Source organism: Pseudoalteromonas sp. KAN5 (assembly GCF_022846535.1).
Taxonomy (GTDB): Bacteria; Pseudomonadota; Gammaproteobacteria; order Enterobacterales; family Alteromonadaceae; genus Pseudoalteromonas; species Pseudoalteromonas haloplanktis.
In genome coordinates, this window is record NZ_AP025589.1 from 821,221 (window position 1) to 835,672 (window position 14,452).

Annotated in this window: 17 protein-coding genes; 8 read left to right on the forward strand and 9 right to left on the reverse strand. The window is 41.1% G+C overall.

Annotated features, from left to right (window positions below):
* Positions 1 to 19: 19 nt before the first annotated feature.
* Positions 20 to 670, reverse strand: coding sequence for an NAD(P)H-binding protein (locus KAN5_RS03560; RefSeq protein ID WP_016707570.1), 651 nt, complete (start codon positions 668 to 670; stop codon positions 20 to 22).
* A 212-nt stretch (positions 671 to 882) separates the two neighbouring features.
* Here KAN5_RS03560 and KAN5_RS03565 point away from each other — a divergent pair, with 212 nt between their 5' ends.
* Complete coding sequence (locus KAN5_RS03565; RefSeq protein ID WP_244390507.1) at positions 883 to 1,593, forward strand: enoyl-CoA hydratase/isomerase family protein; 711 nt, start codon at positions 883 to 885, stop codon at positions 1,591 to 1,593.
* A gap of 97 nt (positions 1,594 to 1,690) precedes the next feature.
* Positions 1,691 to 2,266 carry a hypothetical protein gene (locus tag KAN5_RS03570; protein ID WP_138555284.1) on the forward strand — a complete coding sequence of 192 codons (576 nt, stop codon included), beginning with the start codon at positions 1,691 to 1,693 and terminating at the stop codon, positions 2,264 to 2,266.
* 67 nt (positions 2,267 to 2,333) lie between these two features.
* Here the strand turns inward: KAN5_RS03570 and KAN5_RS03575 are convergent, their stop codons facing one another.
* From KAN5_RS03575 to KAN5_RS03585, 3 genes are all read right to left on the reverse strand, one after another.
* Positions 2,334 to 3,305 carry a glutathione S-transferase family protein gene (locus tag KAN5_RS03575; protein WP_244390508.1) on the reverse strand — a complete coding sequence of 324 codons (972 nt, stop codon included), beginning with the start codon at positions 3,303 to 3,305 and terminating at the stop codon, positions 2,334 to 2,336.
* Positions 3,306 to 3,325: 20 nt separating this feature from the next.
* Positions 3,326 to 4,168 carry a pirin family protein gene (locus KAN5_RS03580; RefSeq protein ID WP_016707566.1) on the reverse strand — a complete coding sequence of 281 codons (843 nt, stop codon included), beginning with the start codon at positions 4,166 to 4,168 and terminating at the stop codon, positions 3,326 to 3,328.
* 71 nt (positions 4,169 to 4,239) lie between these two features.
* Positions 4,240 to 5,217, reverse strand: a complete 978-nt coding sequence (locus KAN5_RS03585) for a YihY/virulence factor BrkB family protein (RefSeq protein WP_244390509.1) — start codon at positions 5,215 to 5,217, stop codon at positions 4,240 to 4,242.
* A gap of 173 nt (positions 5,218 to 5,390) precedes the next feature.
* Here KAN5_RS03585 and KAN5_RS03590 point away from each other — a divergent pair, with 173 nt between their 5' ends.
* Entirely contained in the window at positions 5,391 to 6,482 is a 1,092-nt protein-coding gene (locus tag KAN5_RS03590; protein WP_244390510.1) for a mechanosensitive ion channel domain-containing protein, read from the forward strand.
* Positions 6,483 to 6,648: 166 nt separating this feature from the next.
* A complete protein-coding gene (locus tag KAN5_RS03595; RefSeq protein ID WP_016707563.1) occupies positions 6,649 to 7,521 on the forward strand; it encodes an MYG1 family protein in 873 nt (290 codons plus the stop codon).
* Positions 7,522 to 7,595: 74 nt separating this feature from the next.
* On the opposite strand, the gene KAN5_RS03600 is transcribed toward KAN5_RS03595, so the two are convergent.
* Together KAN5_RS03600 and KAN5_RS03605 are read right to left on the reverse strand one after the other, a co-directional pair.
* Entirely contained in the window at positions 7,596 to 9,113 is a 1,518-nt protein-coding gene (locus KAN5_RS03600) for a DUF3360 family protein (RefSeq protein WP_016707562.1), read from the reverse strand.
* 330 nt (positions 9,114 to 9,443) lie between these two features.
* Positions 9,444 to 9,842: a YkgJ family cysteine cluster protein gene (locus KAN5_RS03605; RefSeq protein WP_244390511.1), complete on the reverse strand. Its 399-nt coding sequence runs from the start codon at positions 9,840 to 9,842 to the stop codon at positions 9,444 to 9,446.
* Positions 9,843 to 9,999: 157 nt separating this feature from the next.
* Between KAN5_RS03605 and KAN5_RS03610 the strand changes: the two genes are divergently transcribed.
* Complete coding sequence (locus KAN5_RS03610) at positions 10,000 to 10,590, forward strand: LysE family translocator (RefSeq protein ID WP_244390512.1); 591 nt, start codon at positions 10,000 to 10,002, stop codon at positions 10,588 to 10,590.
* A 12-nt stretch (positions 10,591 to 10,602) separates the two neighbouring features.
* Here the strand turns inward: KAN5_RS03610 and KAN5_RS03615 are convergent, their stop codons facing one another.
* From KAN5_RS03615 to KAN5_RS03625, 3 genes are all read right to left on the reverse strand, one after another.
* Positions 10,603 to 11,373 carry an AraC family transcriptional regulator gene (locus KAN5_RS03615; protein WP_347881511.1) on the reverse strand — a complete coding sequence of 257 codons (771 nt, stop codon included), beginning with the start codon at positions 11,371 to 11,373 and terminating at the stop codon, positions 10,603 to 10,605.
* 116 nt (positions 11,374 to 11,489) lie between these two features.
* On the reverse strand, positions 11,490 to 11,699 hold the full coding sequence (locus tag KAN5_RS03620; protein WP_244390513.1) for a hypothetical protein: 210 nt from the start codon (positions 11,697 to 11,699) through the stop codon (positions 11,490 to 11,492).
* 150 nt (positions 11,700 to 11,849) lie between these two features.
* On the reverse strand, positions 11,850 to 12,788 hold the full coding sequence (locus tag KAN5_RS03625) for a LysR family transcriptional regulator (protein WP_244390514.1): 939 nt from the start codon (positions 12,786 to 12,788) through the stop codon (positions 11,850 to 11,852).
* Between the two features lie 94 nt (positions 12,789 to 12,882).
* Here KAN5_RS03625 and KAN5_RS03630 point away from each other — a divergent pair, with 94 nt between their 5' ends.
* The 3 genes from KAN5_RS03630 (at position 12,883) to KAN5_RS03640 (ending at position 14,436) form a co-directional block, all read left to right on the forward strand.
* Positions 12,883 to 13,317 carry a DMT family transporter gene (locus tag KAN5_RS03630; protein ID WP_244390515.1) on the forward strand — a complete coding sequence of 145 codons (435 nt, stop codon included), beginning with the start codon at positions 12,883 to 12,885 and terminating at the stop codon, positions 13,315 to 13,317.
* A gap of 9 nt (positions 13,318 to 13,326) precedes the next feature.
* Entirely contained in the window at positions 13,327 to 13,788 is a 462-nt protein-coding gene (locus KAN5_RS03635) for a DMT family transporter (RefSeq protein ID WP_244390516.1), read from the forward strand.
* A gap of 231 nt (positions 13,789 to 14,019) precedes the next feature.
* The gene (locus KAN5_RS03640) at positions 14,020 to 14,436 is read left to right on the forward strand and encodes a tetratricopeptide repeat protein (RefSeq protein ID WP_244390517.1); all 417 of its coding nucleotides are present in this window, start codon (positions 14,020 to 14,022) and stop codon (positions 14,434 to 14,436) included.
* Positions 14,437 to 14,452: the final 16 nt, after the last annotated feature.

The following is a 14,452-nucleotide window of genomic DNA, read 5'->3' on the forward strand; positions in this document are numbered from 1 at the left end:
TAAATACGCATGTGTCAGTTTAACTCTCAAACAACTCATTTAATGTGAAATATTCAACCCCCACACCTTCTTGTGTGCATACGTTACACATCTTTACAGCGACTTGTTCGCCCGTAATCGGCTTAAACTTTTTAAGTCCTGGCAGCATAGACAAAACGGGTAAAAGTACACTCCCTATTTTTTCACCGATACGAAAATCACCATCGCGTTGGCCAAGTAACAAAGAAGGTTGAATAATGCTGATGCGTTTGAACGGTAGTTTCTTCACTGCATTTTCAAGCTCACCTTTCATTTTCAAATATGCGTTACTACTGTGTGCATTTGCACCACTGGATGACACCAATAAGTAATGCGTAACACCCATATTTACCGCGAGTTCAGCAACTTGAAATTGGTAGTCAAAATCAACCTTACGCTGCGCAGTAATAGAGCCCGCGGTTTTTTTTGTGGTGCCCAAACATGAAAATAATACATCGCCTTTAAATAATAGTGCGTGCTGGGCTAAATGGTCAAAGTCAACCACATGGTTCGTTACTTTTTTATTTTTGCATGGGGCTGGGCGGCGAGTGAGCGTAATGACTTGGCTGATATGTACATGCTCTACAAGCTGCTTAACTAATTGACTGCCGACTAAGCCTGTTGCGCCAATAACAATTGCGGTTTTGTTCATATTTTCCCCATTGGTTGCACTACACTCTATTTAATAAGCGCCTTTGTTATAACACGTTTTAGGTCGTTATTGCGAAAAAGACCGAGTAGGGAATAATTAAAAAACGAAGCTACAACATCTATATTAAGCATGGCATTATGTATTACTGTGTTTACTGCGTTGTAACTATGGCAGTAACGTGATAATCGATAATTATAGGCGGGCGTTTGACGATGATGACATTAACCACTCATGATACAGTTGCTGTGTTAACCCTCACAAACGGTGAGAATCGCCATAACCCACAGTTTGCAAAGCAATTAAAGCAAACACTGGTAGAGGTTGTTGCAGATCAATACCATAAAGCCTTAGTGATCACCTCAAGTGATGAAAAATGCTGGAGCTTAGGCATTGATACCGAGTGGTTGGTACCTGCGATGAAAGCTAAAAAAGCCGATGAAATACGCACTTTTATGTATGACATGGACGATGTATTTAAAACCTTATTACTGTTTCCTATGCCAGTAATAGCAGCGATTAATGGCCATGCGTTTGGTAATGGCGCTATTTTAGCGTGCGCGTGTGACTTTAGATTTATGCGCGGCGATCGTGGTTTCTTTTGCTTTCCTGAAGTGGATTTATCAATTCCATTTTTACCGGGTATGATCGCCTTTGTAAAAAAAGCCATTCCTTATTACCGTTTTAATGAAATGAAGTTAACCGGTCGACGCGTTACAGGGACTGAACTTGCAACCGATCATGTTATTGAAAAAGCCTCAGCAGATCATCACAGCTTATTTACCGATGCAATGGCGTTTGCCGCGACGTTCGATAAAAAGCGCGCTATTTTTGCCGAGCATAAAAAACGCTTACACAAAGAGATCGTTCAAATCATCGATGAAGAAAATAAACCTTTTATAGAGAATTTAGCTTTAATGGTTTGAATGAGGTAAGTTTTACTCAAATTACACTGCACCAGATTGTATATTAAACACTATTTACACCACATCAGGTCATAATTTATAAGGATTTTAAATTTCTATGGCAAAGCCTCAGCCTTTTTGGATTATTTTAATACTATTGCTCACCTGTTTTTTGCCCTTAGGTTTTTTTATCTGGTATGAAAGTGTTGATCCCGCATTTATTCCTAACGCTAATTATAATTTTATTCTTAAGTGGGTTTTGCCCTCGCTTACAGTGCTGACGCTTGGTTACTTTTTTAGTCGTTTTAAAAACTTTTCTGAAGTGAAAAAAAGCCTAGATGCGCATTTTATTGCTCAGGGGCGCTTAGTTAAGTATTTTACGCTGCTTTTTTCGCCAGTATTTATTTACTTCTATTTTTGGACGTTTATTAATATCCCAATACAGTTGTGGGCACAGTACCGTTTAGCAGAGTATTGGTCGCAAGAATATTTATTAGTAGAGGCAACAACATGTAGTAGTGACTATGAGGCGCATTGTGTAAAGCTCAGGTTTGCCGATTTAGCAAATGAAGAAACATATTCAGTACGATGGTATTTAGATAAAGCCGAATTATTAACGCTCAAGAACAAAAGAGTAAACCTGGTCGGAGAGCAAAGTTATTTTGGCTTTATTATCAATGAAATACAATGGTGAGTTGTTTTAAAAACAACACGTTTGATTAACCCCTGCCATTTTACAGGGGTTAATTTTATGGGTTAAGTTAGCCGCGCTTATGTTGGCGCGAAAAATCTATATTGGGACCTTTAGGCACTACTTGGGTTGGGTTTATCATGGTATGGCTAAAATAGTAGTGCCGTTTAATATGATAAAAATCAACCGTTTCTTTTACTCCTGCGACTTGATAAAGCTCACGCAAATATTCACTGAGTGCAGGGTAACTTTCGATGGTACGCAGGTTACATTTAAAATGCCCAACATACACGCTATCAAAGCGGATCAAGGTGGTAAACAGTCGCCAATCTGCTTCAGTTAATGTGTCAGCCACTAAGTAACGCTGCTTGAGTAAAATACTTTCTACTTTATCCAGCGCGCTGAACAAGTCATTAAATGCCTCTTCATAGGCTTTTTGCGTGGTTGCAAAGCCGGTACGGTATACGCCATTATTAATGTTGTTGTATACCAGCTCATTTATTTCATCAATTTGAGGCTGCAAGTGAGCGGGGTAAAAGTCGAGTTCATTGCCTGTTAAATGATTAAACGCGCTATTAAACATGCGAATGATTTCTGCTGATTCATTGCTCACAATTTTATTTTGCTGCTTATCCCAAAGTACCGGTATGGTAACTCGTCCAGAATAATCCGCTTTATTTTGCGTGTAAATTTGATGCATAAATTGCTTATCAAATAACGCATCCCCTGTGCTGTGATTATTTTTATCAAATGTCCAACCGTTATCGAGCATATCAGGGCTGACTACAGACACGTCAATATAGTCTTCAAGGCCTTTTAACTTTCTAAAAATTAAGGTGCGATGCGCCCACGGGCAGGCTAATGACACATACAAGTGATATCGGCCTTTTTCAGCTTTAAAACCAGCTTCTCCCGTTGCGCCTGCGCTGCCATCTTCGGTTACCCAGTTACGTAATTGTGCTGACTCGCGTTTAAACTCACCATCGCTTTTGTCGGTGTCGTACCACTTGTCTTGCCAGTTACCCTTGACTAGTAATCCCATTATTGACTCCTTATCATATTTTAAAAGCTACCAAATTTACCGCTTTGATAATCACTGATTGCTTCTTTGAGTTGTGCTTGCGTATTCATTACAAACGGGCCCATGTGGGCAATCGGTTCATTAAGTGGATCACCGGCTAAAATAAGCACCCCTGCGCCGGTTTGAGAATTAAATTTAATATCACTGCCAGGCTCTAAAATCAGTAAACTCCCCGCCATTACAGGGCCACCTTGCTCAGTGTTGATTGAGCCGCTGTGAATATAAATCATCACCTTGGTTTGAGTAAGCGGTGGGTGAGTAAATTCAGCGCCGCCAGGCACAGTAACATCCGCTAACATGCCATTGGCAGCCAGCTCCTGTAAGCTAGAAACCTGAGTGCGCTGGTTAAACTGCCAACTGCCAGCCAGTGCTTTTAGTTCAACACCTTGAGCATTTTTATGCACAGGTGCAGGGTGCTCGGTAGTATCTTGATATTTCGGTGCTCTGAGTTTTTCAGTGCTTGGCATATTGAGCCAAATTTGAAAACCATGCATGCCTTCTATCGCGTCAGCAAGCGGCATTTCGCTGTGAATAACGCCAAAGCCGGTACTCATCCATTGCACATCACCGGCGCGAATAGCTTTTTTGTTGCCCATTTGATCTTGGTGTTCAAAGCCACCTTTAATAATATAAGTAAAGGTTTCGATCCCTCTATGTGGATGCGCCGGAAAGCCCCCCATAAAATCACTGTGGTCGTCGGATTTTAATTCGTCGATCATTAAAAAAGGATCTAAATGTTTACCGTCAAACCCTGGAATTCGGCTGATGCTTACGCCATCACCATCTTGGGTGGCATGACTATTGAGTTGTTTAATTACTTTCATTGCTTTGCTCCGAATTGTGTATATGCCCATTTAAACATATTAAAATTAAACAACCATGGGTAAAAATAGCACTATTCATTCGCTTTAGAAGAATGTTTGTGCTGTTGTTTGGTTAAGTGATCGGCTACAAAGGCACCACGTTGGCCGGACTCACGATCAGGGCCGATAGTGCTATCAAGCATGGTTTGTTGTTCAGTACTGGCATTGATGGCTGCGCCGAAAATAATAATATAAGCGCTGATATACAGCCACATCAACATGATCACTACACCACCAAGCGAACCATATGTCTCATTGTATGAAGCAAATTGCGATACATAATATGAAAATCCGAGTGATGCAATTATCCAAAGTCCTGTTGCTATGATTGATCCTGTTGTAACCCAGCGCCATTTTGCGGGTTTTCTATGGGGGGCATAACGATATACGAACGCCAATGCGAAATGAAAGGTTGCTGCCAGTAATGGCCAAGTGAGTAGCTTGATTACTGTATCAATACTGTCTTTTAGGCCAACAATATTGAGCACAATAGGTAAAATACCAATGATCAACAATGCGACCACTGCAACAAAGATAGCGCCAAGAGAAAATAGAAAACGGATTAATAATGCTTTGAAGAACTGCCTTTTGTTATGTTCATGGTAGGTAATGTTGCAAGCAGTGATCAACGCTTGGCAGCCTTTACTGCTACTCCAAACTGTTAGTAACAGCGTACCTATTGCACTAATACTTAGCACTTTTTGTGATTGTTGAGTGACCTCTGATACTTGCTGCATAAGAATTTCGCGGCTGCTTGGCGGTAATAGGGTAATAAATTTACTAATATGTTCACTGATATCCGCAGTCGAAGTGAAATAAGCATACACGGAGACACAGGCAGCCAGAGCAGGGAAAATGGCCAGTAGTGCATAAAAAGCGACGCCTGCGGCAACAAACGATAAGTTATCTTGCGACATACTGTGATAAACCCGTTTGCAGATATCCCACCAGCCAAGCAATGGAATATCTGTTGGCTTATCGGCTGTAAAGCCGCGCTGTTTCTGTGTCATATTCTTTCCTTGCTTAGATTTTTTAGTCACTATTTATTAAACGTTATTTATTAAGATCATTAGACGTTAGAGATTAGTGCAAAGTGCTTGCCAGCTTAAATTGGCGCTTTATTTGCTATATTCATTCAATATTAGTGTTAATACTTTTAGCCGCACAACACTTAGGTATGCATATGGAAATCATTAATGTTATTAAAAATCAATTGTTTATTTTGTTACCTTCACTTAAGGTTAATGCCGAACCCGTTGCTATCGATCCTGTATCTTGGCAAGCAATCAATGTACAGATCGCGCATTTTTTACAAAGCGCTTGGCAAATGTTACCTGCGCTTACCTTGGGTGTTGTCGCGATAGTCGTGTGTTATTTACTTGCGAGGCCGCTGTCTTATTTGTTTGTTAAACCCATCAGTTATGTGAGCGAAAGCCGGCTACTACATGTTGTCACTCGTCGTTTCATCAGCATTGTGATTATTTTGTTTGGTGTTTATCTGTTTTTACGGCTCGCGGGCTTAAGTGAGTTTGCCGTGGCGGTGATGAGTGGGACTGGCTTAGTGGGTCTGATCTTAGGTTTTGCATTTAGAGATATTGCTGAGAATTTTATATCAAGTATGTTGTTGAGCGTACAGCGGCCTTTTCGTATAGATGATGTGATTGAAGTTGATGGTCGTTTAGGCGTAGTTAAAAAAGTCACTGCACGTGCGACTACCTTAGTTGATTTTGATGGCAACCACATTCAAATTCCTAATGCGACAGTGTATAAAAATGTGATTAAAAATCTGACTGCAAATCCCAAAATGCGTGGCCATTTTAAGTTAGGTATAGGCTATGACAACGACATACGCGCAACTCAACAATTTGCTGTTAGCCTAATGAATCAACAAGAGGCGGTGCTAAACGATCCAGCCCCGCAAGTGTTACTTGATGAACTGGGCTCTGCCACTATCAACTTAACCATATACTTTTGGGTTAACAGTGAGCAACACAGCACAGTTAAAGTGGCATCACAGTTAATGCGAGAGATGGTTAACAGCTTTATTGAGCACGGTATTAGCATGCCTGATGATGCTCGAGAGCGAATTATTTTAAATACACCAACGAGTGAGCAGCCACAAAAGCAACCGCCACAGCCTGCAGTTCCAGAGAAAAAAGCCAAGACAACCGTTCACCCGCACACTGATATTGATGATGTGAGCAGTGATGCTGATGAAATTCGAGAGCAGGCCGATAGCTCACGTGATCCGGAGCAAGGTAATAACATAATCTAGTTCTTATTGTTATTCACTTATTTGTAAAAATAGTACGTTACTTTGTGGCCGCAGTGCAGATAGCGTATACTGCTGTGCTTGTAATTTTAACTTGCTCAAAGTGCTTAAATGGATCTGTTTAAATTACACCGTCTTCTTTTCCCTTTTCTAAAAATGACACTAAATAATGAATGATTTAACAGTAGTAACCCACAATGGTAATTTTCATGCGGATGATGTGTTTAGTATCGCAGTACTAAGGCATGTTTTTCCTGATTTTAAGCTCGTACGTACGCGTGATGCGCAGTTGATAGCACACGCTGATATAGTGATTGATGTGGGAGGTGAATATGATCCAGAAACAGGGCGCTTCGATCATCATCAGCGTGGTGGCGCAGGTGAACGTGAAAACGGTATTCCATACTCGTCATTCGGTTTAATTTGGCAAAAATATGGCTTACAACTGTGCCATGGCGATGAAAATATCGTTAAAGCTGTTGATTCCTCTTTAGTATCGACTATTGATGCCATTGATTGTGGTCATGTTGAAGGTGTGTCGCAAGGGATCAGTCTAAGCCAAACTATTTCTATGTTTAACCCAACGTGGCAAGAGGAAAGTGAGTTTGATCGTTGTTTTGATGAAGCGGTTGAGTTTGCAATGCGTATTTTATCGCGCTTTATAGCCTCGGCCAGTGGCAGTATCAATGCCAAAGCAATTGTTGCAAAAGCGATTGAAAACGCAGACGATCCTCGCGTTATTGTGTTAGAGCAATATACACCTTGGAAAAAAACAGTGCATGCGTTATCGCAACAAGCGCTGTATATGGTTTATCCATCGCACTCAGGTAAATGGATTTTGCAAACAGTCCCAGTGGAGCCTGGCTCATTCGAAGATCGAAAATCATTGCCAAAAGCATGGGCGGGTTTATCCGATAAAGAGTTTCAAACTGAAACGGGTATTGATGATGCAATGTTTTGCCATAATGGCTTGTTTATCGCAGGGGCAGAATCATTTACAAGTACCATGAAATTAGCAGCCATGGCGTTAAGCGATCAGTAATAAATAGTTGTACCGAAAATCATTTTAAAAAAGGGAAGCGTATTTACACGTTTCCCCTTTTTATATTATTTGTATTAATGCCTAAAGTTTTCTAATAAGGCTGGAATACCTGGTAGCATGCCGACCATGGCCATTACGCTGGTAAGTAACACAAACATGATCAGTGGAATGATCCAGCGGCTCATATGAGTAAGTTCTGAGCTGCGCTCTTTACAACCAATCAAACCTAAGTTATCGAGCAACATGGTTAGCGACCAGCCAAACGCGGGATTTACTAATGTAGATGCAAAGACCACGATGGCAGCTGATTGCGTGGTTTTACCTTCGCGAGTCATTTCCATGCCAGCTTCCAATAATGGGATAAAAACCCCCACAATTAACGCCACACACAATACTGGCTGCCAAATCGCGAGATCCATTGGATAACCCCATACCCCAGCAATCACACAAAATAATGCAGTTAAAATTGCACCAGCTGGAATAGGGCGCTTAGCAATTGCAGCTGGCACAATATAGGTCCCCCAAGATGAGGTGAAATTAGAGCCACCTAAAATAGAACCAAACGTTTGTCTGACCGAGGCACTGAGCATCGTATCGTCGATATTCATTTGCACTTTTTCAGTACGTTTTGGGTAGCTGATCTTTTGGAACACTTGGTGCCCTAAAAAGTCTGGTGACCACATGGCTACCGCAAGTATTGCAAACGGTAATACCACCACAAAGCTTTCAAGGGTGGGTAAACCTAACATCCAACCGGTGTTTTCACCCCACCAATACATTGGGTTCATATTGGGTAAACCTGGCGCGGTTTTAAATTCAAACGGCGCGCCTAAAGCAAAAGCTGTTAAGCCCCCAATCAAGCAACTCAGTGGTACAGCTAGCCAACGTTTTTTAAAATGTTCGAGTAACGCATACAGTAATATAGTGGCCAAAATAACAATGAAAGCAATGTGGGTCATTTGAATTTCTTCTGCCCATGCAAACAGTTTTTTCACCTGTGATACGGTGCCAATAAAACCCAAATACAGTAATAACCCGCCGCATACCCCTTTACTAGTGAGCCGTGCGAGTAAACTACCTCCTTTACTGATGGCAAGTAGCAATCCTAACGCGCCAATGAGCAGCCCGAATGCCATAGGGTGACCGCCCGCTGCGACCACAATAGGAATTAATGGGATCAATGGCCCGTGCGTTCCTGCTAAGTTTGCAGTGGGCAAAATAAAGCCAGAAAATAAGATGATAAAAATAGCCACTATGAGCAGCTCATAGCGTACGTTTTCTAACACAAAGGCATCACTTAAGCCAAGCGGTGCTGCAAATGTGGCGGCAATTGCACCTACCATTACAACTTTGCCTATGGTACCTGCCATCGCGGGGATTGTGTCTTCAAATTCGAAACGGTAGTCGCGAAAAGGCAAATTGGGGCGCCAGCGCTTGGGCTGCATAATTTGCAGTTCATGCTCAAGGTAGTCATCTCGACTGGCAAACTCAGAACTGGGTTTATGAAGATTTTTATAGCTATCGGAAACGGTTTGAGTATCGCTTACCTGCTCAGCTTGGGATGAAGAGTCATCTTTTTGCGTTGTTGTCATTACTTCTCCTGCAACATAAGTTGCTTACTCAAAATAAAAAAGCAGCTTTTAAAGCAACTCATTGAGATGATTTAAATGCTATATATTGAACTGTCACAGTAAAGTAGCCGCGTAAGAATTACGATTAGGCAAAGGTCGAGCATAGTGCTGCAAATGATGTATGTGTTAAGTTAAAAACTGTCGAGAGAGAATTATTATTGTTGTTTTAAATCATGGTTTTAAGTGTGTTTTTAGCGTCAAAAGTTGAAAGAGACTGTTTGATAGCGCAATTGCTGGCTAATCAATTGGCTCTAAACCTTTAGTCTAATAAGCGCAGTAAAGTGTTAATAATCAATAACCAGCAGGACGGCTGTCTTGCATTATTAAATCTAACTTGGCTTGTGCTTTTTTGTCGTTTTCTAAATCAATGATTTCGATCATTTCACATTCGTCCCTTAGCATTTCGCTGATCAGGCTAGGGTAGTGACGACAATCTTCTGGTCTATCTAAGTAAATACTGCAGGTGTATTTATTTGCTTCATGGGGGGTTGCTTTGGGGGTAAGTTCAAGAAAAGGACATCGGCTTAGTTTTTCCCCAGTGTGTGGGTCGTGCCATATTTGCTTATTTTTAACAAATGCGAAAATATCCGGATTAAAAATTTCCCACAGATCTATTTCCTCTTGTGTCGCACTGAGATCGCCATCGCCGTATTTAATACAGCATTTACCACACTGATTACATTCTTTCATAATGAACATTTCTACAAGTTTGTGTGCTCACTATACAGTAATTGTTGCTCAAGGCAGATAAACCAGCCGATTATTATTACATGAGGTCAATTTTGTTCAATACGGCACACCGATGAAAATGAATACTCCTCTGTAAATTAATTACTTAAGTACATTTATGACTTTTTCTGTGATCATCTCAATGGCATTATTTGCCTTAGCAGCCTCTATTACGCCAGGGCCAGTAAACCTACTTTCACTAAGTTGCAGCGCTCGCTTTGGGGCAAGAAGCGGCCTGCTATTTGTGACGGGGGCGACCTTAGGTTTTATCGTATTGTTTTTATTTATTGGTTTTAGTTTGCACCTCCTGATTGATAAATTGGCTTGGATCACCTCATCTTTGCAGTGGTTTGGTATCGCATTTTTATTGTACTTGAGTTACCAACTATTTATCGATGGTGGCACATTAGATAATAAAGATAGTCGTCGTGCGCCAACTTTCATGACTGGAGTTATCATGCAATGGCTAAACCCTAAGGCATGGCTGGCTTCGTTATCGGGTATTGCGGCGTATATTCCCAGTGCATCAAGTACTGAGCTTGTTGCCTTTGCAAGTGTGTACTTACCGATTTGCTGGCTATCACTTGCTTGTTGGGTGTTGCTTGGTATGCGGCTTGGGCAGCACTTTCAAAGTGCTGCTAATGTGCGGTTGATGAATAAAGCACTGGCATTGCTGTTGGTGGCCAGTTGCGTGTTGTTAGTGATTTAGTGGTCTCTAACCTTAAAGTGATAAAGTACGTCGGTATTGCTCAGGAGTTGCGGCAACACGTTGCTTAAATACACGTTGAAAGTGAGCTTGATCACTAAACCCACTTTCGTAGGCAATACTGGCTATCGCTTGCCCTTGTTTCAGTGCTTGTTGGCCTAATTGAATGCGACGATTTAGCCGATAAGCATGAGGAGTCATATTAAAATGACGTTTAAAAGCGCGCACTAAATAGCTGGTACTAAAACCAAAATGTTCACTTATGGCACTAATTGAGGTGTCATCTAAGCTATGCTCATTTAAATAATGAGCCACTTGATAAAGCCTGTTGGGAGCGAGTAAAGTAGGTTCTCCTGTGCGTGAATTGCTATCTAGGTGGTTAAATAATTCAATAAAATACTGATGCAATTGACGACGCTTAGCATCAACAGGAGTGTTTGATAGTAGTAACTTGCAGAGACTGACAAACCCTTGATATAGCAATGGCGTGTTTAGGGTATCTAGACGACTATCTTGCCAATATGACTCGGCCCTAACTTGGGATTCAAATAATAACTGCGTTAACCACTGTTTATCGACGTGCATCATATAATACGCCCACGCAGAGTTTTGCTGCGGGTTACAGGCATGCACTTTATCAGGATTCATTATCACGAGATGGCCTTGGCTGACTTGGTGTAGGCGGTTTTCACAAACAAACTCGCTTTGCCCAGCTAAAATAGCCCCAATATACCCAAGCCACCTCAATATGCGAGTTTCAGTTGGAATTAAAAGCGATTTAGGCAAGGCATTGATTGCAAATAATAGTGGTTCTATTGTTAAAATTAATAACGCAGTATAAATCGCTTTTAAACCAACCCGTTGGGCGTTTCACAGGCACTTACTCTCATCGTTGTTACTTCTTAAAAGGGACTGCCATTGTTGCAAAGTAACGCCTTGATATTAAGCCCCTGTGAAACGCTGAATTCTGCATCTTGAGGTGGTTTGGGTATAGACCATTGTTGATGTGAATGAGGGGCATAGGTAACGCGTCGGCCATCAAGTACTTGGCGCAGCTCTATATATGGCAATGCGGGATCACGCCAAAAAGTAGGCTGTGTTGTAGGGAGCATAAAATTTACCACGATTGAAAGTATGAGCTTTGCCGTTGATACATAAATCTACTCGTAATTTAAAATATTGTCTACAAAAGCAGCCCTTGATTGACGCTAAAATGCATGGTTAAAGGTAGTGAGATAAATCACTAATCATGGGCTCATAAATTAATTTTGGTACTTCCAATAAACGGGGTTGCCATACACTTCGCTAAAATAATCAATGCAAACACGCACATTTAGCGGTGGTTGCTTTGTGTTTGGGTAAATTGCGGTTATGTTTTGTGAGCCTACTTTTATTGTTGGTGCAAATGAACCTAAAATTGATATTAGGGTTCCAGCTTTTAGGCTTTCACCAATTAACCAGTCTGGAAATAAAACAATTCCCATGTCATTTAATGCGCTAATGAGCAGCGTTTCGGCATTATTAGATACTAAGGTAGGTATAACCGCTTGTTGTTGCCATAGGGATGAATTGTTTTTAAATAACCATCGATTTTGCCCCGATGAGCCGCGATATATTAAACCATGATGTTCACTAAGATCTGATGGTTGTTTAGGTATGCCATACTTTTTAAGGTAGCCGGGAGATGCCGCCAAGTGATATGTTTGCACGCCTAATGTTTTGCCGTGCAGTAATGAGTCGCTGAGTGAGCCAATACGAAAAATTATGTCAGCGGCATCGGTATGCGGATCAATAAAATCATCTGTTTGCGTCATCTCAACTTGAATTAATGGGTATCGATTTAAAAACTCGCCAAGCCAAGGTGCAATGTGTTTTTGGCCGAAAAAGACCGGAGCATTAATTCTGATCAAACCTTTTGGCTGACTTGCTCTGTCTTGCAATTCATTGCGTACTTCGGTGAGCTGGTCAGTCATTGACCGAGCATAGTCGAGAAAAATTCTTCCCGCTTCGGTTGGCATTATTGCACGCGTGTTACGATAAAAAAGCTGCTGACCAAGGGCTTCTTCAAGTTGCAAAATCACCCGTGAGACCATTGAAGGAGATACATTTTCACGGCGAGCAACAACCGAAAAACTCTTACTTTTATACACGTCGATAAAGAACTTTAATGCACGTATATTAATTGAGTTTATATCATTCATCTGTGCAAATCCTGCAAAAGTGTTTTCTACATAATCCCATTTTTTGCGTTTAATCACTAGGCTATGATCAATTTCTTATTAATAGGAGATTTGCATGCAGTTTATTTTGATTTTAATTGTGGTGATGGGAGGAATGGGGCTGTCCGTAGAAGCGGGTCTATTGGGCCCTTTAGGCGGCGAGGTTGGAGAGCTATGGGCTACCTTCAGTGTATTTAGTGTGGGTGCTGCGCTTACCTTTATGTTGATGCTATTTTTTAGTCCTCGCAATAGTCCGTCATTTTTCAAACAACCATCATGGACATTATTAGGCGGCGTATTGGGGCCAGTTTATGTTGTTATATTGACGATAACAGCACCAGTTATAGGTATTGCTATGACGATGATTGGCATTTTAATGGGGCAGATAGCGAAAAGCTTATTGATCGATCATTACGGTTTATTTGGCACACAGCATCGTCAGGTCGACCGCAAACGGGTTGTTGCACTGGTTTTTATTATTATTGCATTGCTTTTGATGGCACAAGGGTAGGGGAAGAAAATGACGTTAATAATGATAATTCTCGCGGTGATTGGCGGCGCTACATTAAGTATTCAAGCGGCAATTAATGCTCAGCTTGGCAGTAAAGTGGGTGTTTTCCGCTGCGCATTTTTGACTTTTTCGGTTGGTGCTTTGATCACCGGATTACTTATTTTTTACTTTGAACCTAGCCACGCGGTGACATTATTAGATGTGCCCAAATGGCAATTACTTGGCGCAATGTGCGGCGTACCCTATATCGTGATTATGGTGTTTGCTGTACAGCGCATAGGCACTGCGGTTGCAACGGTTGCGGTTATTTTTGGGCAATTATGTATGAGCATGCTCATTGATAATTTTGGTTGGTTCGGTAATGACATAATAACTTTTACACCAACTCGAATTGGCGCCATTATTTGCTTAGGTATCGCATTATATTTTATTCATGCAAGTAACAAAGCTGCAATTAAAACTGAGGGTTAATATTTTTCCAGTTGTGAAGGTGCGCTGAGCCACTGCAATTGAACAATTACTTTATTAAACAGACCTTTTTGCCCTGCGATAATAAAACATGTAGTGTGATCACTTAGCATGAATCATTTTTCCGTAGAGTGTATTAGAATAGCGCGTTATTGGCCTCACATAAATTGCTTGTTTGGAATGACTTTACGCAATCTATTGAGCTGGCCGTTATTTCTAACAAAAGGTAATGGAATGATGAATACAAAACTGTATAAATCAGTACTGGAGCTTGCAGGTGAGCTAATGAATGCAGCGAAGCAGCAACAGCAAGCGAGCTTTGATTCACTTTACGAGCAGTTAAAAGCACTGTGTATCGAACATGAAAATACTGAGAAAGATCATCCTGTTCAGTGGGAAACACTGGCTGATTTTACCGATGAATTTGCAGATGCCTTGTTGATCTATGAAAAAGCGTTAGCCAAAGCAACAGCTATTAATGCAAAAGATTATATGTCGTCTATAGGTTACGCTATGGCAACTATGCATGTCGAACTTGGCCAAACTGATGCCGCTATTGCCTGTCTACAAGCTGCGCAAGTTAGCGCAAATAAAATTCCTGATAAAGCGCTGAAAGCTGAAATAGCTGAGTTATTAGGCAGCTTAAAATAGGGTGTTTAATGGGTTA

Coding starts and splice junctions, on each gene's coding strand:
- KAN5_RS03565 (WP_244390507.1), top strand. CDS start 883: ATGATGACATTAACCACTCATGATACAGTTGCTGTGTTAACCCTCACA.
- KAN5_RS03635 (WP_244390516.1), top strand. CDS start 13,327: ATGACGTTAATAATGATAATTCTCGCGGTGATTGGCGGCGCTACATTA.
- KAN5_RS03570 (WP_138555284.1), top strand. CDS start 1,691: ATGGCAAAGCCTCAGCCTTTTTGGATTATTTTAATACTATTGCTCACC.
- KAN5_RS03625 (WP_244390514.1), bottom strand. CDS start 12,788: ATGAATGATATAAACTCAATTAATATACGTGCATTAAAGTTCTTTATC.
- KAN5_RS03595 (WP_016707563.1), top strand. CDS start 6,649: ATGAATGATTTAACAGTAGTAACCCACAATGGTAATTTTCATGCGGAT.
- KAN5_RS03585 (WP_244390509.1), bottom strand. CDS start 5,217: ATGACACAGAAACAGCGCGGCTTTACAGCCGATAAGCCAACAGATATT.
- KAN5_RS03560 (WP_016707570.1), bottom strand. CDS start 670: ATGAACAAAACCGCAATTGTTATTGGCGCAACAGGCTTAGTCGGCAGT.
- KAN5_RS03590 (WP_244390510.1), top strand. CDS start 5,391: ATGGAAATCATTAATGTTATTAAAAATCAATTGTTTATTTTGTTACCT.
- KAN5_RS03630 (WP_244390515.1), top strand. CDS start 12,883: ATGCAGTTTATTTTGATTTTAATTGTGGTGATGGGAGGAATGGGGCTG.
- KAN5_RS03620 (WP_244390513.1), bottom strand. CDS start 11,699: ATGCTCCCTACAACACAGCCTACTTTTTGGCGTGATCCCGCATTGCCA.
- KAN5_RS03605 (WP_244390511.1), bottom strand. CDS start 9,842: ATGAAAGAATGTAATCAGTGTGGTAAATGCTGTATTAAATACGGCGAT.
- KAN5_RS03580 (WP_016707566.1), bottom strand. CDS start 4,168: ATGAAAGTAATTAAACAACTCAATAGTCATGCCACCCAAGATGGTGAT.
- KAN5_RS03610 (WP_244390512.1), top strand. CDS start 10,000: ATGACTTTTTCTGTGATCATCTCAATGGCATTATTTGCCTTAGCAGCC.
- KAN5_RS03600 (WP_016707562.1), bottom strand. CDS start 9,113: ATGACAACAACGCAAAAAGATGACTCTTCATCCCAAGCTGAGCAGGTA.
- KAN5_RS03575 (WP_244390508.1), bottom strand. CDS start 3,305: ATGGGATTACTAGTCAAGGGTAACTGGCAAGACAAGTGGTACGACACC.
- KAN5_RS03640 (WP_244390517.1), top strand. CDS start 14,020: ATGATGAATACAAAACTGTATAAATCAGTACTGGAGCTTGCAGGTGAG.